The sequence below is a fragment of the Demequina activiva genome, from assembly GCF_016862815.1.
In the GTDB taxonomy this organism is placed as follows: domain Bacteria; phylum Actinomycetota; class Actinomycetes; order Actinomycetales; family Demequinaceae; genus Demequina; species Demequina activiva.
On record NZ_BONR01000004.1, the window covers coordinates 257,045 to 282,937 of the forward strand.

Below are 25,893 nucleotides of genomic sequence, written 5' to 3' on the forward strand. Positions count from 1 at the left end.
ACAGTTCTACGCCTCGGCCCACCCGGATGCAAACCGAGAGCGGTCCCGTTACCGAACTGTGACCGTGCACAGCCGGACTCCCGCTGGGAGTCAAACGCGGCTAGGCTCTACCACCGTGACACGCGACGATGGCGCCAAGCGACGCAAGCCGACCATCCGCGACGTCGCCGCGGCAGCCGGCGTCTCGCGCGGCACGGTGTCGCGCGTGATCAACGGGGGCCACTGGGTGTCTCCCGAGGCCCGGGCAGCCGTCGAGGCGGCCATCGAGTCCACGGGCTACTACGCCAATCACCACGCCCGCTCCCTGGCCACGGGCAAGGCCGGCTCCGTCGCGTTCCTCCTCACGGAGCCCACTCAGCTGCTGTTCGACGACCCCACGTTCTCGATCCTGCTGCGCGGCGCCGCGGAATCCGTCGCCAAGCGCCACCAGACGCTCGTGCTCCTGCTGGCCGGCACGGATGAGGAACGCCAGAACGTCGCCCACTTCGTGGGCGCGGGGCACGTGGACGGCGTGCTGCTGATCTCCTCCCATGAGCGAGACCCCATGCTCGAGATGCTCATCGCGTCCGGGATCCCCACCGTCGCGTGCGGAATCCCGCTGGGCCACCAGGATGACGTCACCACGGTCTCGGTCGACGAGATCGGGTCCGCCCGGGAGGCCACCAGGCACCTCGTCGACGCCGGAAGGAGCAGGATCGCCATGATCGCCGGGCCTGCGGACACGCCCGGCGGGAAGTACCGGCTCGTGGGGTACCGGGAGGAGATGGGCGACGCGTATCAGGACGCCCTGGTCGAGGCAGGCGACTACTCGACGGCATCGGGGGCGGCAGCCATGGAGCGGCTGCTCGAGCGCGCGCCGGACATCGACGCGGTGTTCGCCGCCTCGGACCGCATGGCGGCAGGCGCGATCTCCACGCTGCGCAAGCACGGGCGCGCCGTGCCGGGCGACGTCGCGGTCGTGGGGTTCGACGACTCCGGCCTGGCCGAGCGCCTGGACCCGCCCTTGACCACCATGCACCAGCCGTTCGACCAGATCGCGGAGCACATGGTCGATCAGCTCTGCGCGATCGTCGAGGGCCGGGAGGCCTCGTCGATCACGCTTCCGGCGCCGCTCGTGGTGCGCGCCACGGCCTGACCGGACCCCCGCATCGGCCAGGCGGCGCACGCCGGACGGAGCGCAATGCCGGCCGCCATGGTGACCCACCCCCCTCGGTGCAGGTAGGTTCGAGTCATGGCGTTCCCAGGAGAGCTGTCCGTCGGTCGCATACCCGTGGTGGGCGTGGGCCCATCGCTCGAGGAGGGCCGCTGGGCGGCCCGCGCAGTGGTGGGAGAGGCGGTGCCCATCTGGGCGACCATCTTCCGTGAAGGCCACGACTCCGAGGGCGCGACCGTGGTGGTCACGCGGCCCGACGGTAAGCGCGACGTGCTCCCCATGCCGTGCAAGGACTGGGGCAACTCGCTCTACGAGGTCGCGTACATCCCCAAGCTCGAGGGCCACCACACCTTCCGGGTCGAGGCATGGTCGGACCCGTACGCGACCTGGGCGCACGCCGCCGACGTCAAGGTCAGAGCGGGAGTGGACGTCCAGCTGATGCTCGACGAAGGCGTGGCGGTGCTGCGCCGCGCCGTCAAGGCCGTGCGCCGCACGGCCGGCCGCAAGGCGCTGCTCGAGGACGCCATCACGACGCTGCAGAACGTGGACCTCAGCCCCGAGTCGCGGCTCGCGCCCGCGATCGACGAGGCCGTTCGCGAGGAGCTCACCGAGCGCCCGCTGCGCGAATGGGTGAGCCCGTCCCGGGAGTACCCCCTGCTGATCCAACGCGAGAAGGCGCTGGTGTCCGCGTGGTACGAGATCTTCCCGCGCTCCGAGGGCGCCAGGTTCAACAAGCGCACCGGCGAGTGGCGCGGGGGAACCTTCGCGACCGCGGCCAAGCGGCTCCCGGAGATCGCAGCCATGGGATTCGACGTGGTGTATCTGACTCCCATCCACCCCATCGGGCTCACGCATCGCAAGGGGCGCAACAACTCGCTCAAGGCGGAGCCTGGCGACCCCGGCAGCCCCTACGCGATCGGTGGCGTCGACGGCGGCCATGACGCGATCCACCCGGAGCTGGGGACCATGCGGCAGTTCCAGAACTTCGTGCGCCGCGCTCACGAGCACGACCTCGAGGTCGCGCTCGACCTCGCCCTGCAGTGCTCTCCCGACCACCCCTGGGTCACCGAGCACCCGGAGTGGTTCACCACCCGCGCGGACGGCACCATCGCGTACGCGGAGAACCCGCCCAAGAAGTACCAGGACATCTACCCGCTCAACTTCGACAACGACCCGGAAGGCATCTACCAGGCCATCCGTGACGTGCTGCAGGTGTGGATCGATGCCGGCGTCACGCTCTTCCGCGTCGACAACCCCCACACCAAGCCGTTGACGTTCTGGGAGCGCCTGATCACCGACATCGCGCGTACGCACCCCGAGGTGATCTTCCTGTCGGAGGCCTTCACCCGGCCCGCCATGATGCACACCCTCGCGCGCATCGGCTTCCACCAGAGCTACACCTACTTCACGTGGCGCCAGAACGCGGAGGAGATGGGCGAGTACCTCGAGGAGCTCGCGGGCAAGGGGTCGTTCTACATGCGGCCCAACTTCTGGCCCACGACGCACGACATCCTCACGCCGGACATGCAGTCGGGCGGAGCGGCGATCTTCAAGGCCCGCGCGGTGCTCGCAGCGACCGGCTCCCCCTCCTACGGCATCTACACCGGGTACGAGCTGGTCGAGAACGTGCCGCGGCCCGGCGTCGAGGAGCAGATCGACAACGAGAAGTACGAGTACAAGGCGCGCGACTGGTCCCAGGCCCACGACCTGGGCGTCCAGGACGTGATCGAGCGCCTCAACGGGGCCCGCTCCCGTCACGTGTCGCTGCGCCGCCTGCGTGGCCTCACCGTGCACCGCAGCTCGAACCCCAAGATCCTGTGCTTCTCCCGGCACGTGCCTGCGGAGGAGTCCCCCACCGGACGCGCGGACACCGTGATCGTCGCCGTGAGCTTCGACCCCCATGTGGTCCACGACGCGATCATCACTCTCGACATGGACGCCCTGGACCTGGCCGACGATGCGCGGCTCGTGGTGGACGACACCCTCACGGACGCGACCTACACCTGGGGCAGGGAGTTCTACGTGCGCTTCGATCCCGCCGTCACCATGGCCCACGTGGCCGGAGTGCGCGCCCTGTGATCGCACCGGCCGTGCCCGGCATCTCCCCCACCAGGGCCGATGCGCAGGCGTGGGCGCCGCGGCGATGGCGCCACCTCACCGCAATCGCGCTAGTGTCGGAGATAACGACCAACAGCGACGCGGTCGTGCCCTTCACGGGCGACGATCGCGTCATCCGGCTCGATGGGCAGGCGGTGGGCAGTGGCAGCTAAGGACTTCGACACAAGCGTTCTGGAGGATGTCGCAGCCGGCACCCACCATGAGCCACACGCGGTGCTGGGCCCGCACGTGGGCTCGGACGGCGTGACGATCCGCGTGCTGCGTCCCCTCGCGACGGCCGTCGAGGTCGAGACGCTCGAGGGCTCGTTCCCGGCGACTCACGAGCACGCCGGGGTGTGGCGCGTCAGTATGCCCGGCGACGACGCCCCCGACTACCGCGTCCACGTGACGTACGACGGCGAGCCGCAGGTGCAGGACGATCCGTACCGGTTCCTGCCCACGCTGGGCGAGCTCGACATGCACCTCATTCGCGAGGGCCGTCACGAGAAGCTGTGGGACGCGCTGGGCGCGAACGTGCGCCGCTTCCCGTCGGTGCTGGGAGACGTCACCGGGACCTCGTTCGCCGTGTGGGCGCCCAACGCCCGCGCGGTGCGTGTCGTGGGCGACTTCAACCACTGGCAGGGCGCGTCGCACGCGATGCGCTCCCTCGGCTCGTCCGGCGTCTGGGAGCTGTTCGTGCCCGGCATCGGCGACGGCACGGCGTACAAGTACGAGATCCTCGGCAAGGACGGCCACTGGAAGCAGAAGGCGGATCCCATGGCCCGGCGCACCGAGGTGCCGCCGCAGACCGCGTCGATCGTGACGGAGACCACCTACGAGTGGGGCGACGTCGAGTGGATGACGCGTCGCGAGAGCGCGGAGCCGCACCGCTCCCCCATGTCCGTCTACGAGGTGCACCTCGGTTCATGGCGACCCGGGCTGTCGTACCGCGACCTCGCCCGCGAGCTCGTGGACTACGTCAAGGAGCTGAACTTCACGCACGTCGAGTTCATGCCCGTCATGGAGCACCCGTTCGGCGGCTCGTGGGGCTATCAGGTGACGTCCTACTACGCGCCCACCGCGCGATTCGGCACCCCCGACGAGCTGCGCTACCTCATCGACGAGCTGCACCGCGCCGGCATCGGCGTGCTGCTCGACTGGGTGCCCGGCCACTTCCCCAAGGACGAGTGGGCGCTGGGGCGCTTCGACGGCACTCCGCTGTACGAGCACCCCGACCCGCTGCGTGGCGAGCAGCCCGACTGGGGCACGTTCATCTTCGACTTCGGGCGGCGCGAGGTGCGCAACTTCCTGGTCGCCAACGCTGTGTACTGGCTCCAGGAGTTCCACGCGGACGGCCTGCGCGTCGACGCGGTGGCATCGATGCTCTACCTCGACTACTCGCGTCAGGCCGGCCAGTGGCGGCCGAACGTGCACGGAGGCCGCGAGAACCTCGACGCGATCGCGTTCCTGCAGGAGGCCAACGCGACGGCGTACCGCAACTGCCCCGGGATCGTGATGGTCGCAGAGGAGTCGACCGCCTGGCCAGGCGTGACGCAGCCCACCAGCGCCGGGGGGCTCGGGTTCGGGCTCAAGTGGAACATGGGCTGGATGAACGACACCCTGCGCTACATGCGTGAGGCTCCGGTCAACCGCTCGCATCACCATCACACCGTGACGTTCTCGCTGATGTACGCGTTCTCGGAGCAGTTCATCCTGCCGCTCAGCCACGACGAGGTGGTCCACGGCAAGGGATCTCTCATGCAGCGCATGCCCGGGGACCACTGGCAGAAGGTCGCGGGAGTGCGCGCACTGCTCGCGTACCAGTGGACGCACCCCGGCAAGCAGCTGCTGTTCATGGGCTGCGAGATCGGCCAGGAGGCCGAGTGGTCCGAGGGCCGCTCTCTCGACTGGTGGCACCTGGATGACCACCTGCATGCGGGCCTCAAGGACATGGTGCGCGACCTCAACGCGCTCTACGCCGCCACGCCGGCACTGTGGGAGCGCGACGCGGACCCGCAGGGCTTCACCTGGATCGACGCTGACGACGCCGCGCACAACGTGATGTCGTTCCTGCGCTGGGACAGCCAGGGCGAGCCGGTGGCGGTCGCGGTCAACTTCGCAGGTGTGCCGCACGAGGGCTACCGGCTCGCGCTGCCCTCAGCGGGCGTGTGGGACGAGGTGCTGAACACGGACTCGGAGGCCTATGGCGGCTCCGGCGTGGGCAACCTCGGTCAGGTCGAGGCGACGAAGAAGGCTCACGGGCCGTACGACTTCAGCGCGACGGTGAGGCTGCCTCCGCTGGGGGCGGTCATCTTCCGTCCGCGCCGCTGACGACCCTCGATCCCGAATGTTCGCGCCGCGCGACGCGAACATTCGGGGGCGGGGGCTAGAACAGGGCCGATGCGAGGGCCTGGCGTGCCTGCGCGACGCGCGGGTCTGAGGGTCCCACCACCTCGAAGAGCTCCACGAGGCGAAGGCGGATCCGCTCGCGATCATCGCCGAACGTCCGGCGCACCAGGTCGATCAGCCGTCCGAACGCATCCTCGATCTGTCCACCCATGACGTCGAGGTCCGCCACCGCGAGCTGCGCGTCCACATCGTCGGGAGCATCGGCGGCCGCCCGGCGCACCGCGTCGAGGTCCGCGAGGCGCGAGCGCTCCATGAGCGCCACCTGGGCGCGCCCGGCGCGGGCATCGGCGTCCTTGGGGTTCTCCTTCAGGGCGCGGTCGTACGCGTCGATCGCGGCGGCGTAGTCCTCGCGCTCGATCGCGTCGTATGCCTCCTGGTGCAGCGGCGGCAGAGGCTCGGGCTCCGGCTCTCCAGCGGGCTGCGTCGGTCCGTCCACGCGGCCCGTGACACCGTTCTGCTGAGCGATCTCGAGCACCTGGTCGAGGACTCCGGTGATCTGCTCCTGCTCCGCGTTGCCCTGGAAGAGGGGCGCGGGTCGCGCCGCGATCAGCGCCACGACGGTGGGCACCGCCTGCACCTGGAACGCCTGCGCCACCGTGCCCTGCACGTCGATGTCGCACGTCGCGAGCTGGAAGGCACCGTCGTAGCGCGCCACGATCGCCCGCATGCGCTCCACGAGCTCCTTCGAGGCCGGGGAGGCGCTCGACAGGAACACCACGATGACGGGCACCTGCGTGGACTGCTGAGCCAGCTCCTGGAGGCTCTGGTCCGTCACCACGGCGGGAACCGGCAGCCCTCCACCCGCGGACGCGGGGGCGCTCGTGGTCGCGGGCGCCTGGGACGCGCCCATCAGCTGGGACAGGTCGACGGAGCCTCGCAGGGGCACGTCGGGGTTGTCGGAAGTCACGCTCACCTCTTCTAGTCGGAGACCTTGATCAGGGTGTGCTCGGCGGCGACCACGGCGGGGAGCGCGTCGGTCTCGCCGGAGCCGGGCACGTAGATGACGAGGTAGTCCAGGTATCGGTGCTTGACGGTGTCGTCGAGCTCGCCCTCGAGGAGAGGCTCGTCGGCCTCGTCGATGGACACGGTCGCGTCCTCGACCGTGAAGGTCGAGGAGATCGTCAGCGGCGCGAACACGAGTGCCCCGCCATCCGCGGTCGCCATCGCATACGAGGCCTCGAGGTCGGGCTGGATGGTCTCGACGTACTCGCCGTCAGCCTCGTTCGCCGCCTCGGTGAGGGTGTCGCGCGCCGCGAACAGGCGCTCGCGATACGTGTCCGGCGCGAAGGTCGCGTCGAGATCGGAGTCCGGGCCCGCGCGCAGCAGCTCCGCATATGCCTCGATGGCCTCCTGCGGTGCCGGCGAGACGGCATCGGCGTCGAGAGCGAGCTGTGCCGCACCGGTGGTGGCTCCAGGCATCGCCGGCAGCGTGGCGCCGGGGATCATGTGCGCCCAGTGGCGCAGCTGGTAGTCCGTGTCGACATCCTCCTGGACCCACAGCATGACCACCGGGGTCTCGTCCTCGGAGGGCTGCTCCGAGACCGTCGCCATGGTCCGCGGCCATTCCTCGGCGGCGGACACGTACACCGCCTGCATCTCTGCGGGCAGGACCGTGGGCGCTGGGCCGTCCTCCTCCGCGGCGAGCGTGTACTCGACTCCGCGCAGGGTGACGACGTCTCCGCCCACACGGTCCGTGAGTGCCTCGGTGTCCTCGGCCGAGTCCGCCGCGGCGAGCTCCGCCATGGTCTGGTCGATGATGCGCGCGCTCTGCTCGTCGAGCAGCGCGCCGCTGGCCTCCAGGGGCGGGGCGGATGTCACCGGGGCCGGGACGTCGGAGACGCACCCGGCGAGAGCGAGGGCCGCGAGCGACGCGACGGCGGCTAGCTGGGGGACGCGCGTGGTCATGGGCGCTCCTGTCCATCGCGGTCGACGCTGGGCGCCGACGCGGGATCCGTGTTCGACGACGCAGGCGGGCTGCTGGGCGCGCTGGGGGCGGATCCCGCGCTCGCCGACGTCACAGCCTCCTCGTCGAGGGAGGTCTCGGGCAGGTGCTCGCCCGCGGCGCGGCGCGCACGCCGGGTGCCGGGCGACGGATCGTCCTCCTCACCCACCTTCTGGCGCTTGGCGATCCACTCCTCGCCCTTGGCCTGGGCGGGCCGCACATCGATGAACCGCAGCACCAGGGCGATGATGCCGGCGAGGGTCAGGAACACGCCCCACCAGATCAGCGGGGTGATCCAGCCGTCCTGCACATCACGCGTCACGGACATGTCGACGCTGGTCAGGGGTGAGCCGTCACGGCTGACGACCACGAGGGTCTCGCCCGCGGGCACGTCTGCGGCCACGATGGACAGGCGGTCCTGGCCACGGCGCTCGTCGCGCCAGTGGTCCTGGGAGGTCTGCGCGAGCACGTCCACCGGCTCGGCATCCTCGGCCTCCTCGCCTGCGGAGGCGGAGGGACTGGGGCTGGGCGACGCGGCCTCGCTCGGGGACGCCGAGGCCGAGGGCGACGCCGTGGGCTGCGGCTCCTCGATCGCCACGTCCGCGGTCGACAGGCTCTCCCAGTCGGGCTGCCCCGTCAGCTCGGTGGCCTCTCGGCCCACCAGCCAGGCGTGCGCATCGGCCGGTCGCGCGGTGAGCGCCACCAGGTCTCCCTCGCCGGAGAAGCCGATGCGATCCTCGCCAGCGAAGGCGATCATCTCCGGCTCCACCACGACGATCCCGGTGTCGACCGCGGCGCTGGGCGTCACGTCCCGCGGCGGGCGCTGAGCGTTCGCGATCAGCCCCACGGCGAGCAGCAGCACGCCGATCACACCTGCGATGAGCGCAGTCGTCCTCAGACTCACATTTCCTCCTGTGTTCCCGTCCACTCTAGGAGACAACGACTGAGAGACACAGTTCGCGGCTTTGTCTGCGCTCCGCGCGGCCATTACCCTGGTGGACGGATCGTGCAGCGCCGCCTGGCGCCGCCAAAGGAGACCAGAATGCCCGATGACACCCTCCCGTTTCCAGTAGCGATGCGCGGGTACGACCGCGAGGCCGTCGCGGCGCACGTCGCTCAGCTGGAGGACGCGGTGCGCAAGGCCCAGTCCGCCGCTCAGCAGGCCCAGGACGACAGCGCGCAGGTCAGGAGCAAGCTGGAGGAGGCGCAGCGCTCGCTCAAGGAGTCCGAGCAGCCCACCTACAAGGGCTTGGGCGCCCGGGTCGAGCAGCTGCTGCGCTCCGCCGAGGAGCAGTCCTCGGATGTGGTGCAGCGCGCCAACACCCACGCGCAGGACACGGTGGCGAGAGCGAACGTCGCCGCGCAGCAGCTGCGCGCGCGGGCGGACAACGAGGTGGCGGAGATCCTCGCGCAGAGCCGCCGCGAGGCGGAGGAGATCCGCACCGCCGCGGAGTCCGACGCCACCAGCGCGCGCGAGTCCGCCCAGCGTCAGGCGACGGAGATTCTGGACAAGGCCCGGCGCGACGCTCAGCGCGAGGCCTCGGCGATCGAGGCGGATGCCACCGAGCGCCGTGCGACCGCTGAGCGCGAGGCGCACACCATCCGGGCCGTCGCCGAACGTGAGACCACTGAGGCCCGGGTGGCCTCGCAGCGCGAGGCCACGGAGCTGGTGGAAGCCGCTCGCGCCGAGGCGGAGCAGATCGCGGCGACGGCACGGGAGGACGCCGAGCGCCTGCGTGCCGAGGCGGACGAGGCCCTCGCCTCGGCCCGCGAGGAGGCCAAGGCCCTGCAGGCGGAGGCGGCTGAGGCGAAGTCCGCGGCTGAGGCGGAGGCGTCCGACATCCGGTCCACCGCCGAGGCTCAGGCCGCGAGCCTGCGCAATGAGGCCCAGACCTTCCTGACGCAGGCCAACCGCGAGGCCGAGTCCGTGCGCGCGGAGGCGGCGACGGAGGCTCGCGACGTGCGCGCCGCGGCCGAGCGCGAGGCTCAGGCCCTGCGCGCGGAGACGGACGAGTACGACGACCTCACCCGCGGCGATGCCGAGGGCTATGCCGCCGCGACTCGCCGTGAGGCGGATGACTACTCCGCCACGGAGCGCACCGCGGCGGACGAGTACCGCACGGCGACCGAGGAGGACGCGCGTGGGAGCGCCGCCGCGCTGGCGGCGACGGCGGAGGCCGATGCGGCCGCGGCGCGCAAGGCAGCCGACGAGTACGCTGCCGCCGAGCGGGAGCAGGCGGACCAGTACGACGCGCAGAAGCGCGCCGACGCGGACGCGTACGACCAGGCGACGCGCGCAGGCGCAGAGCGCTACGACGCCCAGACCCGCGCCGCGGCCGAAGAGTACGCCTCCACGGCGCGCTCGGAGGCGGATGCGTACGACGCCCAGACCCGCGCCGACGCCGACGACCACCTCGCCAAGGTGCGCGCCGAGGCGGACGAGTACCGCCACACGGTGCGCGCGGAGGCCGACGAGTACGACGCGTCGACCCGCGCAGCGGCCGACGACTACGACCGGACCACCCGCACCGACGCCGACGCCTACGACGCCGACACGCGCGCAGCGGCGGACGCACACCTCACGGAGGTGCGCGCCCAGGCCGACGAGTACGACCGCCTGACCCGCCAGGACGCCGACGCCTACGACGCGAGCACCCGCAAGGGCGCAGACGACTACGCCGCCTCGACCCGCGCCGCGGGCGAGACCTACGCACGCGACGTGCGCAAGGAGGCGGACGCGTACGACGCCAACACGCGCAAGGCGGCGGACGACTATGCGGCCACCACCCGCCAGGAGGCGGACGACCATGCAGCGCGCGTGCGTCGTGAGGCCGAGGACTTCGACGCCCACCAGCGCAACGAGACCGCGACCTACGTGGAGCAGACCCGGCGCGAGGCGGACACCTACGCGACGCAGACTCGCGAGGCCGCGGACCGCGATGCCGCACGCGCCGCCCAGGCAGCCCAGGACGACGCCGAGCAGCGCATCGCGGACGCGCAGCAGGAGGCGAAGGCGATCGTGGCCGCGGGCCGGAAGGAGGCCGATGCGGAGCGCAACGCCGCCCACGCCGATGCCGAGGCCGCGACCGAGGAGGCGCGTCGCACGCGCGAGGACCTGCAGGTGGAGATCGCGCAGCGCCGCGAGAACGCCGAGCAGGAGCTGAGCCGCCGCCACGAGGAGGCTCAGGCAGAGACCGCGGAGATGGTCGCGGACGCCCGCAAGCGCGCGGACGAGGCGGAGGAGCGGCTCAGCGTGGCCCTCGACCGGGCAGAGACCGTGCGCCGCGAGGCCGAGACTCACTCGCAGACGCTCCTGTCGAACGCGCGCAACAACGCGGACGAGATCGTCTCCGGTGCGCGCGAGCACGCGGAGTCGATCATCTCCGAGGCGGTCTCCGACGCCGAGCGCGAGCGCGCCAACGCCGCCCGCGAGGTCGAGGAGCTGCACGAGCAGCGCGAGTCGATCACGGGCTACCTCGACGACCTTCGGGGCCTGCTGGGCGCGGACCCCGTCGCGGGCCTGGCCAAGGCTGCGGCTCAGGCCCAGTCAGCGCCCTCCGCGGCGACTCCCGAGGCCGACCAGGAGCCCTCCGAGGCCGACAAGAAGGACTGATGGACGCCGAGCCGCCCGTCTCGCCTCATCTGCGGCGAGCGCAGGCCCTGGAACGCCAGCGCCAGGCGGAGAGCCGTCAGGCGGCGGTGCTGGTGCGGCAGTTCGCCGAGGACGCCCGCGCGGCGGGCATCGAGCCCGTGCGCTTCACGGCGAGGCCCTACCAGGGCGGCGGCGGGCGATACCGGACCGACGTCGAGGGCTGGTACCTCAAGCGCGACCAGAGCGTGGGAGTAGGCACGGACGGGCTGTTCTACGTGCTGTCCGTGGCCCCCAGCCTCAAGGCGCGGATCACGGGAGCCCACCTCGAGCCCGCCGATCCCCCGCTGGAGCTGGGCAAGGGCGGGCGCGACGGCGAGTCCATGCCCATGGAGGAGGCACTCAGGAAGCGCCTGGCCGGCGGCAACGACTGGGGCCGTTGAGCCGGACCGGTGGCGCGTGCTCCTTACCGCAGCAGCGGCAGCAGTGCAGAGGCGGTCTCGACCGGTGCCTCGAGCGCCACGAGGTGACCCGCTCCCTCGACGATCACGGGGTCGACTCCCAGCGCCGCCGCCATCGAGTCCAGCGCCTCGCGCGGGATGATGGCGTCCTTCGTCCCGCCGACGACGACGGCAGGCGCGTCGACGGCGCGCAGCACCTCGGTGCGGTCCGGCCTCGCCGCCATGGCCCTCTGACCCCACGCGATCCCCTCGCCGCTGTGACGCGCCACGTTCGCCGCCACCCAATCGACCAGCTCCTCGCGAGCCGGTCCCTCCGTGCCCACGAGCCCAGCCGCGGCCGCGTGCGGGTCCGGCGCTCCCCCGGCTGCCTCCGCCGCATGCGCGGCCTCCTCGCGCGTGGCGAGCGCCTCCTCGGAGTCCGCCGTCGCCTTGGTGGCGATCAGCCCCAGGCCGGCCACCGCGTCGGGCGAGCGCTCGGCCACGGCCATCGCCACGTAGCCGCCCATGGAGCAGCCGATCCAGATGGCGGCATCGTGGCCGGTGGCCTCGCGCATGGCGAGCACCGCGGCATCGGCGATGAGCTCGAGGCCCGGCTCCTCCTCGGTGAGCGGCATCTCGCCGATGCCGGGCATGTCGAAGGTGATGACGTCGCCACGGACGCGGTCACCCCACGCGGCGATCAGCGGCTCCCACTGCGCCCGGTCCACCGGGAACGCGTTGAGGAGGACGATGGGCGGTCCGTCGGGGATCAGGCTCACGGTGACTCCCTGCGTGGTGGTCGGGGTCGGGCGGCTGGTCGCCTCTATTCCACCACGTCCGCGGGCACCTCGGTGGGCAGCGGCGCACTCTCGGGCGCGACCCTCTCCACGACGGCGTCGAGGACGATCCGCACGTAGGTCTCCCCTACCCACAGGTGCTTGGCGTCCTCGACCGGGATCAGCTCGAGCTGGGACAGCGGAGCGAACCGCTCGCGCGCCTCGTCCGGCTTCAGGAAGTCGTCGTGCTCCGGCACCAGCGCCGTGACGGGCTTGCCGGTGGCGGCCCAGTCCTGGAGGTCCTCGTCCTTCGCGCGGTGCAGCGGCGGCGACAGCAGCAGCGCGCCCTCGACGTCCAGGTCCGCGCCGTGCATGAGCGCCAGTTCGGTCCCGAAGCTCCAGCCCACCAGCCACCGGTGCGGAAGCCCGCGGGCGACGGCGAAGTCCACCGCGGCCCGCACATCGGCCTCCTCGCCCACGCCCTCCTCGAACTCGCCGTCGGACGTTCCGCGAGGCGACGCCGTGCCGCGGGTGTTGAAGCGGATCACCGCGACGTTCGCGAGGTGGGGCAGTCTCCACGCGGCCTTGCGCAGCACGTGGGAGTCCATGAAGCCGCCGTGGGTGGGCAGCGGGTGCAGCGTGATGAGGGTGGCACGCACCTCGCCGTCCGCCGGCAGCGCCAGCTCGCCCACGAGCTCCAGTCCGTCCTCGGTGCGCAGCACGATGTCCTCGCGGATCGCGGGCAGCACCGTCGTCGAGCGGATCTCGGTCATGTCGGCGTCGTCAGCCACTCGTCCTCCCGAACGTGTTCCAGCAATGGGTGTGCCAGTGACGGCGCTGGGCCGCGGCGGCCTCCGGTCCGAACAGCCCGTCCGCCGCCCACGCCACCACATGCGCGGTGTCGCCGGGGATCTCCTGCGCGCAGGCGGGGCACACGTAGGTCTTGTCGCTGAGCCGCGGCGTCACCACGATGTACTCCTCGCCGCCGGGCCCACGCTCTCGCCGCCCTCCGGTCGCGTTCGCGACGCGCTCGACGTCGAGCTCCGGGTGGGGCTGCCCGTAGGGACGCTTCGAGGAGCGGCGCTTGGACGGCATGGCGACCAGTCTACGGCGAGGTGAGGACCGCTCGTGGAGACGGCTGTGCCCGGCCGATGCGCGCATCGACCGGGCACACGTGCCTCACCTGAGGCGGGATGTCAGAAGGTTCGCGGGGGCGTCTGCGCGAGCGCGTCCGCCTCCTCGACGGGGACCACCTCGCGGCGGCGCAGCACCTCCTGGTACCAGTAGGCGGAGTCCTTGTAGCGGCGCTCGAGGGTGTCGTAGTCGACCCGGACGATGCCGAACCGCTTGGCGTAGCCCTGCGCCCACTCGAAGTTGTCCATGAGCGACCACGCCATGTAGCCGCGCACGTCCGCGCCCTCGGCGATCGCGCTCTGGACGGCGCTCAGGTGGCCGTGGAAGTACTCGACGCGGTCGGTGTCGCGCACGCGCCCGTCCTCGTCCACCACGTCGTCCCAGGCGGAGCCGTTCTCCGTGACGTACAGCGGCTTGCCGGTCTCGCGGTAGGTCTTGAGCAGGTGCGCGTGCATGGCCGAGGGATCCACGTTCCACCCCATCGCCGTGACCTTGCCGGTGGGCGGCATGAACTCGATCTCCTCGTCGCCGGCCCACGGCGAGTTCGCGCCGGCCTTGTGGCCGTCCGCGAGGGTGGCGAGCTTGGACTGCGCCTCAGCCTTGTTCGGGTTGTGGCGCACCAGGTGCGAGGCGTAGTAGTTGACCCCGAACCAGTCCACGGCACCCTTCATCTCGTCGAGGTCGCCCTCGTGCACGAAGGACCAGTCGGTCAGGTGCGCGGTGTTCGGCTTCAGCACCTCCGGGTAGGTGCCGTCGATGAACGGCTGGTGCCACATCGTGTTCGCGAGCGCGTCGATGTGCTGCGCCGCGGCGATGTCCCGGGGGTTGGACGGGTCCCACGGGCGCGGCGTGTGGCAGTTGTTGACCAGTCCCACCTGCAGGTCCGCGTTGACGGCCTTCATCGCGCGGTACGCGCGGGCGTGCGCGAGGTTGAGGTGGTGCGCCGCGGTCAGGGCCTCGACGTCGTCCGCGTGACCCGGAGCGTGCGCACCGGCGCCGTAGCCCACGAACGAGCTCACCCACGGCTCGTTGAAGGTGGTCCACATCTCGACGTCGGCGCCGAACTCCTCGACCATGCGCACGGCGTAGGGCACGAACGCGTCCACGGTCTCGCGGCTCAGCCAGCCGCCCCGGTCCTCGAGCTCCTGCGGGAGGTCCCAGTGGTAGAGCGTGATGAGGGGCTTGATGCCCTTGTCCTTGAGGCGGTCCACGATGCCGCGGTAGAACGCGATGCCCTCAGCGTTGAACTCGCCGGTGCCACCCGGCTGGACGCGCGGCCAGGCGATCGAGAAGCGGTACGCCTGGAGGCCCAGATCGACCATCATGTCGATGTCCTCGGCCCAGCGGTGGAAGTGGTCGCACGCGACGTCGCCGTTGTCGCCGCCCACGACCTTGCCCGGGGTGGCGCAGAAGGTGTCCCAGATCGAGGGGCCGCGTCCGCCCTCGTGGGCGCCGCCCTCGATCTGGTAGGAGGCGGTGGCGGCTCCGAGCAGGAAGCCGTCGGGAAATTGAGTGGGAGTCGTCATGCCCGCGAGTGTATCCCGAACGTTTCGATATTTTCTACCACCCGGTCAGCCAGATGCGTTCAGCGCCCGCGGCGCCACCCCGACCAGCCCTCCCCTGCGGTCACATCCGGGTGAAGTCGTCCTTGTCGCGCTTGCCCTCGACGAACTCCAGCGCCGGCGGCAGCGGCGCCCGCTCGAGCCAGCGGTGCCAGTGGATTCCCGGTGCGAGCACCCGCCGCCCGATCACCGCTCCGAGCGCGCCGAGCAGGGGCGACGCGATCATCAGCAGGCCGAACGTGGGAGCGTTCCAGAAGTCCGCCGAGTCCTCGAAGGCGAGCCGCACGAGCGTGAGGATCGCGATGGCCACGAGCGGCAGCGCGACCGCGCCGGCGACGCCGTAGGTGATGTAGTGGCGCGGCACCGACTCGCTGAACCGCAGCCAGTGCAGCAGCGCCATGCTCATGAGCGCCCAGCCGCAGCTGTAGGCGGCGAGCAGCGTGGGAGCGATGGTGAAGCCGCCCGACGCGAGGAAGCTCATCGCGTCCTCGAGCGGCTGCGCCGTGAAGTAGATGAGCGCGAAGGGCGCGAGCGAGACGAGCCCCGCCTTCGCATGGCTCCAGAACGTCGCGTGCAGGTGCGCGCCGGGCTCGTGATCCTTGAGCGGCTGGCGCATGCGACGCGGTGCGCGCTGGGGCTTGGTCCTGGCCATGGCGTCCAGGGTAACGCCAGGATCGCGGCGCCAGCCGCGCTCGCCCGGCCGCGGACTAGAACAGGCGCGTGGTCGGGTCGTCCGCCCCGCGCATCGCGTCATAGTCGAGGATCAGGCAACGGATGCCGCGGTCCTCGGCCAGGACGCGGGCCTGTGGCTTGATCTCCTGCGCGGCGAACACTCCCTCGACCGGGCTCAGCAGCGGGTCGCGGTTCATCAGCTCGAGGTACCGCGTGAGCTGCTCGACGCCGTCGATCTCGCCACGGCGCTTGATCTCGACGGCCACGGCCGCGCCGCTCGCGTCGCGCGCGAGGATGTCCACGGGCCCGATCGCCGTCATGTACTCCCTGCGCACGAGCGTGTGCCCATCTCCCAGGAGGGCGATCTGCTCCGCGAGCAGCTCCTGCAGATGCGCCTCGACGCCGTCCTTGACCAGTCCGGGATCCACCCCCAGATCGTGCTGCGTGTCCGCGAGGATCTCGTGCAGCTCGATCTCGAGCCGATCGTCGGTCTTGTCGTGCTGGACGGTCCAGACCTTGATGACGCCAGCGTCGGCCTGCTCCGAGGAGGGCTCGACCTCGCGCGTGGTGCACGGCGGGCTCATCCAGTTCAGCGGCTTGTACGAGCCACCGTCGGAGTGCAGCAGCACCGAGCCGTCGGCCTTCAGCATGATCGCCCGGGTGGCGAGAGGCAGATGCGCGCTGAGCCGCCCGCTGTAGCGGGCGGCGCAGCGCGCGATGACGACGCGCATGGGGCGTCAGGCCTCGTCGGTCTCCGCCGGCGTCGCGCCGATGGTGATCACGTTGTGGTCGAAGGACACGAAGCCCTGCGTGATCTCGAACTCCACGTCGGACGACTCTCCGGTGCGCACGCGCACCGTTCCGGCCTTGAGGAGCGCGAGCACCGGCTCGTGATTCGCGAGCAGGCCGATCTCACCCTCGACGGAGGGGGCGATGACGCGCTCCGCCGTCCCGGACCACAGCGTGCGGTCCGGGGCGACGATGTCGACGGTCAGGGGGCCGGCCATGGTCAGCCGATCTCCTTCTGGATGCGGTTCCAGTTCTTCTCGAGGTCCTCGAGACCACCGATGTTGAAGAACGCCTGCTCCGAGATGTGGTCGTACTTGCCCTCGACCAGGCCGGAGAACGCCTCGATGGTCTCGCTCAGCGGCACGGTCGAGCCGGGGACGCTGGTGAACTGCTCCGCCATGTAGGTGTTCTGCGACAGGAACTGCTGGATCTTGCGCGCGCGGGCGACGATGATCTTGTCCTCCTCGGACAGCTCGTCGACACCGAGGATCGCGATGATGTCCTGCAGCTCCTTGTTGCGCTGGAGGATGGACTTGACCGAGTTCGCCGTCTCGTAGTGCTTCTGGCCCACGTAGCGCGGGTCCAGGATGCGCGAGGTCGACGTCAGCGGGTCGATCGCCGGGTAGAGGCCGCGCGACGCGATCTCACGCGACAGCTCCGTGGTGGCGTCGAGGTGCGCGAACGTCGTGGCCGGCGCCGGGTCCGTGTAGTCATCCGCCGGCACGTAGATCGCCTGCAGCGAGGTGATCGAGTGTCCGCGGGTCGAGGTGATGCGCTCCTGCAGCTGGCCCATCTCGTCCGCGAGGTTGGGCTGGTAGCCCACCGCGGACGGCATGCGGCCCAGCAGGGTCGACACCTCGGAGCCCGCCTGCGTGAAGCGGAAGATGTTGTCGATGAACAGCAGCACGTCCTGCGACTGCACGTCACGGAAGTACTCCGCCATGGTCAGCGCGGACAGGGCCACGCGCAGACGCGTGCCCGGCGGCTCGTCCATCTGGCCGAACACCAGGGCGGTCTGGTTGATGACGCCGGACTCGGTCATCTCCTCGATCAGGTCGTTGCCCTCACGGGTGCGCTCGCCGACGCCGGCGAACACGGAGACACCGTTGTGGTTGTTGGCGACGCGGTAGATCATCTCCTGGATGAGGACCGTCTTGCCGACGCCCGCACCACCGAACAGGCCGATCTTTCCTCCCTGCACGTACGGCGTGAGGAGGTCGATCGACTTGATGCCCGTCTCGAACATCTCGGTCTTGGACTCGAGCTGGTCGAAGGCCGGGGGCTTGCGGTGGATGGGCCAGCGCTCGGTGACCTCGATGGTCTCGCCCTCCTGCGCGTTGAGCACCTCACCGGTCACGTTGAACACGTGGCCCTTGGTGACGTCGCCCACGGGCACGGAGATGGCCTCGCCGGTGTCCTCGACCGTGGCGCCACGCACCAGGCCGTCGGTGGGCTTCAGGGCGATCGCGCGCACCATGTTGTCGCCCAGGTGCTGAGCGACCTCGAGGGTCATGTGCAGGATGCCCTCGTCCTCGCCCTGCGCGCTCAGGTCGATGTCAACGGTGAGCGCGTTGTAGATGTCGGGGATGGCGTCAGCGGGAAACTCGATGTCGACGACGGGGCCGATCACGCGAGCCACACGGCCGACGACGGGCTTGGTGGAGGAGTCCTGCGACTCGGCCGGCTTCTTGGCCGCCGGCTTCTTCGCGGTCTTCGCGGTGGGGGTCATGGGTGTCTCGCTTCCGGTCACGAGGCCGCGAGCGCATCGGCGCCCGAGACGATCTCGCTGATTTCCTGGGTGATCTCAGCCTGGCGCGCCGAGTTGGCGAGCCGGGTGTACTGACGAATGATGTCCTCGGCGTTGGACACGGCGGTGTTCATCGCGCGCTGGCGGTTGGCCAGCTCGGACGCGGCGGACTGCAGCAGGCACGTGTAGACACGCGCCTCGATGTACCGCGGAAGGGCGGCGTCCAGCACGGCCTCCGGGGAGGGCTCGAACGCGTACAGCGGCTCGACGTCCTCTCCCGGCTCGGCCACGCCCTCGACGATCTCCAGCGGCAGCAGGCGGATGACCCGCGGCTCCTGGGAGACCATCGACGCGAAGTGCGTGTAGACGATGTGGATCTCCGCCACCCCGCCGTCCTCGACGGAGGCCGTGAACGCCTCGTAAAGCGCGTTCGCGATCTCGTTGGCCGTCTCGACATCAGGGCTGTCCGAGCCACCGGTCCACTTGCCGGCGAGCTCGCGGTGGCGGAAGTTGAAGTACGACACGGCACGGCGACCGGCAGCGAACTGCACGATCTCCTTGCCCTCCGCCTCGAGCCGCTCCCGCAGACGCTCGGACTCACGGATCGCGTTCGCCGAGTAGGCGCCCGCCATGCCACGATCCGCGCTCACCACGAGCACGGCGGCGCGGTTCGTGTCGTGACGCTCGGACGTGAGCGGGTGCTCGACGTTCGAGTGCGTCGCCACGGCACTGATCGCACGCGTGATCGCCCTGGAGTACGGCGCCGCGGCGGTCACACGGTCGCGAGCCTTGCCGATGCGTGAAGCCGCGATCAGCTCCATCGCACGGAAGATCTTCTTCAGCGACTGTGTCGACCGGATCCGCTGCCGGTAGACGCGCTGCTGTCCGCCCATCGGCTACTTCTTCTTCTTCGCGACGATCTGCTCCTGCTCGGACTCGACGTCGCCGCCGCCCTCGATCGTCGCATCGGTCGTCAGCTCCGTGCCCTCAGAGGCCAGGAACGTCGACAGGTAGTCGTCCACGGCGGACTCGAGGGCCTCCGTGGTCTCGTCCGTGAGCTTGCCGGACTCGGCGATGTCGGTGAGGACGGAGGTCGAGCGGCGCAGGTGGTCGAGGAGCTCACGCTCGAAGCGCAGCACGTCCGCCAGCGGGATCTTGTCGAGCTTGCCCTTGGTGCCGGCCCAGATCGAGACGACCTGCTCCTCCACGGGATACGGCGAGTACTGGGGCTGCTTGAGCAGCTCCATCAGGCGCGCACCGCGGGTGAGCTGCTGGCGCGAGGCCGCGTCGAGGTCCGACGCGAACATCGCGAAGGCCTCGAGCGAGCGGTACTGCGCGAGGTCGATCTTGAGCGTTCCAGACACGCTCTTCATCGCCTTCACCTGCGCGGAGCCGCCCACGCGGGACACCGAGATGCCCACGTCGATGGCGGGACGCTGGTTCGCGTTGAAGAGATCGGACTGCAGGAAGATCTGGCCGTCCGTGATCGAGATCACGTTGGTGGGGATGTAGGCCGAGACGTCGTTCGCCTTGGTCTCGATCACCGGCAGGCCCGTCATCGAGCCCGCGCCCATGTCGTCGGACAGCTTCGCGCAGCGCTCGAGCAGACGGGAGTGCAGGTAGAACACGTCGCCCGGGTACGCCTCGCGGCCCGGCGGGCGGCGCAGCAGCAGCGACACGGCGCGGTAGGCCTCGGCCTGCTTCGACAGGTCGTCGAAGATGACCAGGACGTGCTTGCCGTCGTACATCCAGTGCTGGCCGATGGCCGAGCCGGTGTAGGGCGCGAGGTACTTGAAGCCCGCGGGGTCCGAGGCGGGCGCGGCGACGATCGTGGTGTACTCCAGAGCGCCGGCCTCCTCGAGGGCGCCGCGCACCGAGGCGATCGTGGAGCCCTTCTGACCGATGGCCACATAGATGCAGCGCACCTGCTTCGAGGGGTCGCCGGTCTCCCAGTTGTCCTTCTGGTTGATGATCGTGTCGATCGCGATCGCCGTCTTGCCAGTCTGGCGGTCGCCGATGATCAGCTGGCGCTGACCACGGCCGATGGGGATCATCGCGTCGATGGCCTTGAGACCAGTCTGCAGGGGCTCGTGCACCGACTTGCGGTCCATGACGCCAGGCGCCTGGAGCTCGAGCGCACGGCGAGCGTCCGTCTCGATCTCGCCGAGGCCGTCGATGGGCGTGCCCAGCGGGTCCACGACGCGGCCCAGGTAGCCGTCGCCGACGGCGACGGAGAGGACCTCGCCGGTGCGGTGCACCTCCTGGCCCTCCTCGATGCCGGTGAACTCACCCAGCACCACGACGCCGATCTCGCGGACGTCGAGGTTCAGTGCGAGGCCCAGGGTTCCGTCCTCGAAGCGCAGCAGCTCGTTCGCCATGCAGCCGGGCAGGCCCTCGACCTGCGCGATGCCGTCGCCGGCGAGGATCACGCGGCCGACCTCTTCGCGCACGACGCCCGAGGGCTCGTACGACTTCACGTAGCTGTCGAGCGCGTCCCGAATCTCATCGGGACTGATCGTCAACTCAGCCATGTCTCATCTCTCCTGTCACTACCGCGGTCGCGGTGTCGTCTTCGCTAGCCGACGAGTCGTCGTCGTGCCTCGTCGAGCCGGCTGAGGACAGTGCTGTCCACCACCTCGGACCCGACCTGAACTCGGATGCCGCCCAGGACCGCGGGGTCCACGGCGACGTTGATCTGCATCTCGCGGCCATACGCCTGCTCGAGGATCGACGCCAGGCGCGTGCGCTGCTTCGCGGACAGCTCCACGGCGGCGGTCACGTTCGCGACCGAGCGGCCGCGACGCGCCGCGGCGGTGTCGAGCAGCGAGTGCAGCGCGGGGATGAGCCGCTGACCGCGCGGCACGCCCACCACGCGGGTGAGCAGCGCCTGCGAGACGGGGTGGAGCTTGCCGCCCAGCGTGCCCTCGAGCAGCGCGAGGCGCTGCTGCTTGGTCGCCGAGCGGTTGCTCATCGCGACCAGCAGGTCACGCTCGGCGCTGAGCAGCCGCTCCACGCGGAACAGCTCCTCCTCGACCGCGTCGAGCGTGCCGGCGTTCTCCGCGTAGGCGAACAGCGCCAGCTCGCCGGCGTCATCGATCGACTCCGCGAGGTCCGCCTCGGCGGACCAGCGCTGGTTCGCGAACGACGCCACGGCGTCGACGGCGCGCGAGTCGAACGAGCCGAACAGCTGCCGGACCAGCGTGGCCTTGTCCGTTCCGGGCCGCGCCGGGTCCGTCAGGGCACGCCGCAGCGAGCCCGACGAGTCCAGGGCGTCGACCACCGCGAACAGGTGCTCCGCGATCGTGATGCCGTCCTTGCCCGCCGCCGTGGCGACGGCGTCGAACTCGCGCATCACGGCATCGTGAGAGGCCTGGCTGGTTCCGCGCATCGGCTCTATCCCTTCGCCTTGTCCGCCGACACCTGGGCCTCGAGGTCGTCGAGGAAGGTGTCGATGATCCGCTGCTGGCGGGCATCGTCCTTGAGGGACTCGCCCACGATGCGGGAGGCCAGCTCAGTGGCGAGCGCTCCCACCTCGGTGCGCAGCGACACGATCGCCTGCTGGCGCTCCGCGTCGATGTGCTTCTGAGCGGTCTCGACCAGGCGCTGAGCGTCCCCGGCTGCCGACTCGCGCGTCTCCGCGACGATCTGGCCGGCCTCGGAGCGCGCGTCCTCACGGATGCGCGCGGCCTCGGCACGGGCCTCGGTCAGCTGAGCGGTGTACTCCTCGAGCGCCGCGGCCGCTTCGGACTGGGCCTCCTCGGCCTTGCGGATGCCGCCCTCGATCTTCTCCGCGCGCTCGTCGAGCACCTCCTGGAGCCTCGGCAGGATCTTCCACATGAAGACCCCGACGATGATCAGGAAGATGATCGTCGACCACAGGATGTCGTAGTTCGCGGGGATGAGCGGGTTGTACGAGGTCTCCTCGCCCGTCTCCTCCGCCGCGACGACGATGAGGTTGAGTGCGGTCATGGCTTAGGTGAAGAGGAAGCCGGTGACCAGGCCCAGCAGGGCGAGCACCTCGACGAACGCGACACCGATGAACATGGTGGCGCGCAGCTGGCCGGCGACCTCGGGCTGACGCGACATGCCCTCGATGGTCTTGCCGATGAGGATGCCCAGGCCGATGCCGGGACCGGTGGCCGCAAGGCCGTAGCCGATGGTCGCGACGTTGCCCGAGACCTCCGCGAGAGTGGTGGTGTCCACTGGTGTTTCCTTCCGTTGAAGCGACGCCCTCCGGCGCCGCACATCTGGGGTGGTTTAGTGCTCTTCCTCGATGGCCATGTTGATGTACACAGACGACAGCATGACGAAGACGTAGGCCTGCAGCGCCGCGACGAAGATCTCGAACAGCGTGAAGGCGAATCCTGCGACGAAGGTGACGGTGCCCATGGCCTTCATGGCGCCGGCGGCCTCGAAGAAGAAGTACTGGGTGGCGGCGAAGCACAGCACCAGCAGCAGGTGGCCGGCCATCATGTTCGCCGCGAGTCGCAGCGCGAGCGTGGCAGGGCGCAGGATGAACACCTGCAGGAACTCGATGGGCGTCAGCAGCAGGTAGATGCCCTTGGGGACGCCGGCCGGGAACAGGCTGGTCTTGAGGTAGCCGCCCAGCCCGTGCTGCTTGATGCCGACGCCCAGGTACAGGACGTAGACCCAGATCGCCATGACGATGGGCAGCCCGATGAGCGACGTGCCGGCCATGTTGATGAACGGGATCACGCCGGTGATGTTGAAGGCGAGGATCGCGAGGAAGAGCGTGGTCAGGAACGGGAGGAAGCGCTTGGCGTTCTCCTTGTCCATCACCTGCTCGACGATCTGGGTGCGGACGAAGTCCAGCAGCATCTCGACCACCGACTGGCCGCGGGTGGGAACCACCTTCGCCTTGCGGGACACCAGCCAGAAGATCAGGATGAGCACCGCGGCGGCGATGACGCGCGCCAGCATGATGCGGTTGAACTCGAAGATCGTTCCCTCGCCGAAGAGCGCCGGCGGGAAGAACTCCTCGACCGTGGGGGCGTGGAAGCCGTCTGAGTACGTGAGCCACCCGAGGAGGCCCGAGGAGTCGCCGTCATCGGCCGCGAGCTCGGATGAGGCCGCGGTGGCCGCACCCAGGGCTAGATTCGCCACAGAATTCTCTCCAGGAGTCGTGAAGCTGGTGGCGCGGACAGGGAGCCAGCGCGCCGGTACCGTGATGCCCCAGAATCCTAACGTATCCGCCGGGCTACTTCGACCCCGAGCCGGCGCCGGGATCGACGTAGGGGATCCTCGCCGAGCGGATCACCCAGAAGTCCACCGCGAGGGTTCCGAGCACCCCCACCACGGCGAAGGCCGCGAACAGCTCCTTGTGGAAGTCGGCGACGTTCTGGAGCAGCAGCAGGGCGACGATGATGATCAGCATCTTGAGCAGCCACGAGCCGCCGATGATGCCTGCCATCACGTGCGCCTCGCGGTCGTGGCCGATCACCATCGCGAGCTGCGTGGTGAGGCCGGAGAGCGCGGCCACGGCGACACCGATCTCGGCGGCCACGAGGCCCGGCGCGCCGGCGACCAGCAGTCCCACCGGCACCGCGATGAGCGCGAGCGCGACGATCCCGATGACGGTGACGCGCAGCGCGCGGCGGTAGGTGACGGATTCCTCGTTCACGGCTTCTCCTGGGATGAGGCATCGGCGGCCGATGCGCGGGTGGTCGGGGCAGCCGAGGACGACGCGGTCTCGAGGCTCACATGGTCGTCGCGATGGTAGCCCTCGGGGGTGATGCGCTGCAGCGGCTTGACCTTGTCGCCGGCGTTGCGCCACCCGCGGGACAGGCGGCGCCGCAAGGCCGGCGAGAACGTGATGAGGGCGCACACGGCGATGCCGCAGGCGATGAGCACCAGTGCCTGCCCGGTGGGCAGGAACACCAGCGAGACCGTGCCGAAGGACAGCACCGCGGTCCACAGGTAGAGCACGCTCACGGCCCACCGGTGCGAGTGGCCCGCGCGCAGCAGCACGTGGTGGAGGTGGTGGGCGTCGGGCATGAACGGCGACTGTCCCTTGAGCACCCGTCTGATCACCGCGAGCGTCATGTCGATCAGCGGCACGGCGACCACCATGAGCGGCAGCACGATGGGGATGAAGGCCGGGATGCGCTCGCGCTCGGACACGACGGTGGGGTCGATCTGGCCCGTCACGACGATCGCGGCGGCGGCGATCGTCAGCCCCAGCACCATGGACCCCGAGTCGCCCATGAAGATGCGGGCGGGATGCAGATTGTGCGGCAGGAAGCCCAGGCACGCGCCCACCAGCCCCGCGAGGATCAGCGTCGCGAGCGATGAGTAGTCTCCCGGCGACGCGGAGCGGGCGAGCACGTACGTGTAGGTCAGGAACGCCGCGCCGCCGATCGCGACCATCCCGGCGGCGAGCCCGTCGAGACCGTCCACGAAGTTCACGGCATTGATCGCGACCACGACCACGATCACCGTGGCCGCCAGCGAGAGGTACGAGCTGCCGATCGTGAGGCCCGCGATCGGCACGGTCACGAGCTGCACGCCGCTCCACGCCATGATCAGCGCAGCCAGGACCTGACCCGCGAGCTTGGCCATCCAGTCGAGGTCCCAGATGTCGTCCGCCATGCCGAGCGCGCACACCAGGGCGGCCCCTCCGAGGACGCCCCAGACGGCGCCGGAGGCGTCGAACACCGGATCGAGGAACGGGATGTTGCTCGCGATCAGGATCCCGGCCGCGATTCCGAGGAAGATCGCGATCCCGCCCAGCCGCGCGGTGGGCAACGTGTGGACGTCGCGATCGCGCACGGCGGTCACCGCCCCTGCGCGGAACGCCAGGTGGCGCATCGCAGGAGTCGCGGCGTACGCGACCAGCGCGGCGACCACGAGCAGCGTCAGATAGACCTTCACCCGGCGGGCTCCCCTGCCGGATCCTCGGAGGCCGATGGGGGCGGGGGCTCAGGCGCGAAGGCCTCCGCCCCCGCGATCTCCTGCAGCCGCTCGCGGCTCACTCCCCCGTCCCGCAGCACCCGCAGGCCGGCCGGGTCCGTCGCATCGACGATGGTCGAGGCGGTGCCGAGCGGGCTGTCCCCGCCGTCCAGGTAGACGGCCACGGCGTCGCCCAGCTGGGCCTGCGCGTCGTCCGCCGTCGTCGCGGCGGGCTCGCCGGTCCGGTTGGCGCTCGTGACCGCAAGCGGGCCGGTACGGCCCAGCAACGCGAGCGCGGCGCCGTGGTCCGGCATCCGCAGCGCGACCGTCCCGTGGGTGTCGCCCAGGTCCCACGCGAGCGTGGGCTGGGAGTGCACGATCACCGTGAGTGCGCCGGGCCAGAGGGCATCCATGAGCGCGCGCGCGGACGCGGGCACGTCGCGCGCGAGGCCGTCGACCGTCCGAAGGTTCGGGATGAGCACGGGGGGCGGCATCTGGCGTCCCCGGCCCTTGGCGGCGAGCACTGCGGCCACGGCATCGGCGTTGAAGGCGTCGGCGCCCACCCCGTACACGGTGTCGGTGGGCAGCACGATCACGGCCCCGCGCTGCACCGCGTCGACCGCGGCGTCGAGGCTCGGGCCCCAGGTGGCGGGGTCGAAGCAGGGGTAGATCAC

General features: G+C 70.4%; 25 protein-coding genes. 5 read left to right on the top strand and 20 right to left on the bottom strand.

The features are described from left to right. Positions 1-115 precede the first annotated feature (115 nt). The 3 genes from Dac01nite_RS10260 to glgB all read left to right on the top strand — a co-directional run bounded on the left by Dac01nite_RS10260 (position 116) and on the right by glgB (position 5,581). Positions 116-1,135 (top strand): LacI family DNA-binding transcriptional regulator, encoded by a 1,020-nt coding sequence (locus Dac01nite_RS10260; protein WP_203656620.1) that lies wholly within the window; start codon positions 116-118, stop codon positions 1,133-1,135. Between the two features lie 96 nt (positions 1,136-1,231). Beyond that, the gene (locus Dac01nite_RS10265) at positions 1,232-3,232 is read left to right on the top strand and encodes an alpha-1,4-glucan--maltose-1-phosphate maltosyltransferase (RefSeq protein WP_203656621.1); all 2,001 of its coding nucleotides are present in this window, start codon (positions 1,232-1,234) and stop codon (positions 3,230-3,232) included. A gap of 162 nt (positions 3,233-3,394) precedes the next feature. Then, positions 3,395-5,581, top strand: a complete 2,187-nt coding sequence (gene glgB, locus Dac01nite_RS10270) for a 1,4-alpha-glucan branching protein GlgB (RefSeq protein WP_203656623.1) — start codon at positions 3,395-3,397, stop codon at positions 5,579-5,581. A 55-nt stretch (positions 5,582-5,636) separates the two neighbouring features. Here the strand turns inward: glgB and Dac01nite_RS10275 are convergent, their stop codons facing one another. From Dac01nite_RS10275 to Dac01nite_RS10285, 3 genes are read right to left on the bottom strand one after another with little or no spacing between them, the layout of a single operon-like run. After that, a complete protein-coding gene (locus tag Dac01nite_RS10275) occupies positions 5,637-6,566 on the bottom strand; it encodes a tetratricopeptide repeat protein (RefSeq protein WP_239066614.1) in 930 nt (309 codons plus the stop codon). A gap of 11 nt (positions 6,567-6,577) precedes the next feature. Further along, positions 6,578-7,564, bottom strand: a complete 987-nt coding sequence (locus Dac01nite_RS10280; protein ID WP_203656625.1) for a DUF8094 domain-containing protein — start codon at positions 7,562-7,564, stop codon at positions 6,578-6,580. Then, entirely contained in the window at positions 7,561-8,505 is a 945-nt protein-coding gene (locus tag Dac01nite_RS10285; protein ID WP_203656627.1) for a hypothetical protein, read from the bottom strand. Before Dac01nite_RS10285 ends, Dac01nite_RS10280 begins: the two co-directional genes overlap by 4 nt. A gap of 138 nt (positions 8,506-8,643) precedes the next feature. Between Dac01nite_RS10285 and Dac01nite_RS10290 the strand changes: the two genes are divergently transcribed. Together Dac01nite_RS10290 and Dac01nite_RS10295 are read left to right on the top strand one after the other, a co-directional pair. Further along, positions 8,644-11,214 carry an SPFH domain-containing protein gene (locus Dac01nite_RS10290; RefSeq protein ID WP_203656629.1) on the top strand — a complete coding sequence of 857 codons (2,571 nt, stop codon included), beginning with the start codon at positions 8,644-8,646 and terminating at the stop codon, positions 11,212-11,214. Next, positions 11,214-11,633: a hypothetical protein gene (locus Dac01nite_RS10295; protein WP_203656630.1), complete on the top strand. Its 420-nt coding sequence runs from the start codon at positions 11,214-11,216 to the stop codon at positions 11,631-11,633. The genes Dac01nite_RS10290 and Dac01nite_RS10295 overlap by 1 nt, the downstream gene beginning before the upstream one ends. A 23-nt stretch (positions 11,634-11,656) precedes the next feature. Here the strand turns inward: Dac01nite_RS10295 and Dac01nite_RS10300 are convergent, their stop codons facing one another. From Dac01nite_RS10300 to Dac01nite_RS10380, 17 genes are all read right to left on the bottom strand, one after another. Then, positions 11,657-12,409, bottom strand: a complete 753-nt coding sequence (locus tag Dac01nite_RS10300) for an alpha/beta fold hydrolase (RefSeq protein WP_203656631.1) — start codon at positions 12,407-12,409, stop codon at positions 11,657-11,659. Positions 12,410-12,453: 44 nt separating this feature from the next. Next, entirely contained in the window at positions 12,454-13,179 is a 726-nt protein-coding gene (locus Dac01nite_RS10305; protein WP_203656699.1) for an alpha/beta hydrolase, read from the bottom strand. 10 nt (positions 13,180-13,189) lie between these two features. Next, a complete protein-coding gene (locus tag Dac01nite_RS10310; RefSeq protein ID WP_203656632.1) occupies positions 13,190-13,501 on the bottom strand; it encodes an Rv1322 family protein in 312 nt (103 codons plus the stop codon). A gap of 101 nt (positions 13,502-13,602) precedes the next feature. Next, complete coding sequence (locus Dac01nite_RS10315; protein WP_203656633.1) at positions 13,603-15,066, bottom strand: GH1 family beta-glucosidase; 1,464 nt, start codon at positions 15,064-15,066, stop codon at positions 13,603-13,605. A 100-nt stretch (positions 15,067-15,166) separates the two neighbouring features. Continuing rightward, positions 15,167-15,754, bottom strand: coding sequence for a hypothetical protein (locus tag Dac01nite_RS10320; RefSeq protein WP_203656634.1), 588 nt, complete (start codon positions 15,752-15,754; stop codon positions 15,167-15,169). A gap of 55 nt (positions 15,755-15,809) precedes the next feature. Next, positions 15,810-16,505: an endonuclease NucS gene (gene nucS, locus Dac01nite_RS10325; RefSeq protein ID WP_203656635.1), complete on the bottom strand. Its 696-nt coding sequence runs from the start codon at positions 16,503-16,505 to the stop codon at positions 15,810-15,812. Positions 16,506-16,511: 6 nt separating this feature from the next. Next, the gene (locus Dac01nite_RS10330; RefSeq protein WP_203656637.1) at positions 16,512-16,781 is read right to left on the bottom strand and encodes a F0F1 ATP synthase subunit epsilon; all 270 of its coding nucleotides are present in this window, start codon (positions 16,779-16,781) and stop codon (positions 16,512-16,514) included. Positions 16,782-16,783: 2 nt separating this feature from the next. Continuing rightward, positions 16,784-18,292, bottom strand: a complete 1,509-nt coding sequence (gene atpD / locus Dac01nite_RS10335; protein WP_203656640.1) for a F0F1 ATP synthase subunit beta — start codon at positions 18,290-18,292, stop codon at positions 16,784-16,786. 17 nt (positions 18,293-18,309) lie between these two features. Beyond that, positions 18,310-19,203 carry a F0F1 ATP synthase subunit gamma gene (locus Dac01nite_RS10340; protein ID WP_203656642.1) on the bottom strand — a complete coding sequence of 298 codons (894 nt, stop codon included), beginning with the start codon at positions 19,201-19,203 and terminating at the stop codon, positions 18,310-18,312. A gap of 3 nt (positions 19,204-19,206) precedes the next feature. Further along, entirely contained in the window at positions 19,207-20,841 is a 1,635-nt protein-coding gene (gene atpA, locus Dac01nite_RS10345; RefSeq protein ID WP_203656643.1) for a F0F1 ATP synthase subunit alpha, read from the bottom strand. A 44-nt stretch (positions 20,842-20,885) separates the two neighbouring features. Beyond that, positions 20,886-21,698, bottom strand: a complete 813-nt coding sequence (locus Dac01nite_RS10350; protein ID WP_203656645.1) for a F0F1 ATP synthase subunit delta — start codon at positions 21,696-21,698, stop codon at positions 20,886-20,888. Positions 21,699-21,703: 5 nt separating this feature from the next. After that, entirely contained in the window at positions 21,704-22,279 is a 576-nt protein-coding gene (locus Dac01nite_RS10355) for a F0F1 ATP synthase subunit B (RefSeq protein ID WP_203656647.1), read from the bottom strand. Between the two features lie 3 nt (positions 22,280-22,282). Next, complete coding sequence (gene atpE / locus Dac01nite_RS10360) at positions 22,283-22,513, bottom strand: ATP synthase F0 subunit C (RefSeq protein ID WP_084101823.1); 231 nt, start codon at positions 22,511-22,513, stop codon at positions 22,283-22,285. A 54-nt stretch (positions 22,514-22,567) separates the two neighbouring features. Beyond that, a complete protein-coding gene (gene atpB, locus Dac01nite_RS10365; RefSeq protein WP_203656649.1) occupies positions 22,568-23,434 on the bottom strand; it encodes a F0F1 ATP synthase subunit A in 867 nt (288 codons plus the stop codon). Between the two features lie 94 nt (positions 23,435-23,528). Then, positions 23,529-23,951: a Cg1360 family ATP-synthase-associated protein gene (locus Dac01nite_RS10370; protein WP_203656651.1), complete on the bottom strand. Its 423-nt coding sequence runs from the start codon at positions 23,949-23,951 to the stop codon at positions 23,529-23,531. Beyond that, complete coding sequence (locus Dac01nite_RS10375; RefSeq protein ID WP_203656653.1) at positions 23,948-25,201, bottom strand: MraY family glycosyltransferase; 1,254 nt, start codon at positions 25,199-25,201, stop codon at positions 23,948-23,950. Before Dac01nite_RS10375 ends, Dac01nite_RS10370 begins: the two co-directional genes overlap by 4 nt. Further along, positions 25,198-25,890, bottom strand: coding sequence for an L-threonylcarbamoyladenylate synthase (locus tag Dac01nite_RS10380; protein WP_203656701.1), 693 nt, complete (start codon positions 25,888-25,890; stop codon positions 25,198-25,200). Before Dac01nite_RS10380 ends, Dac01nite_RS10375 begins: the two co-directional genes overlap by 4 nt. Positions 25,891-25,893: the final 3 nt, after the last annotated feature.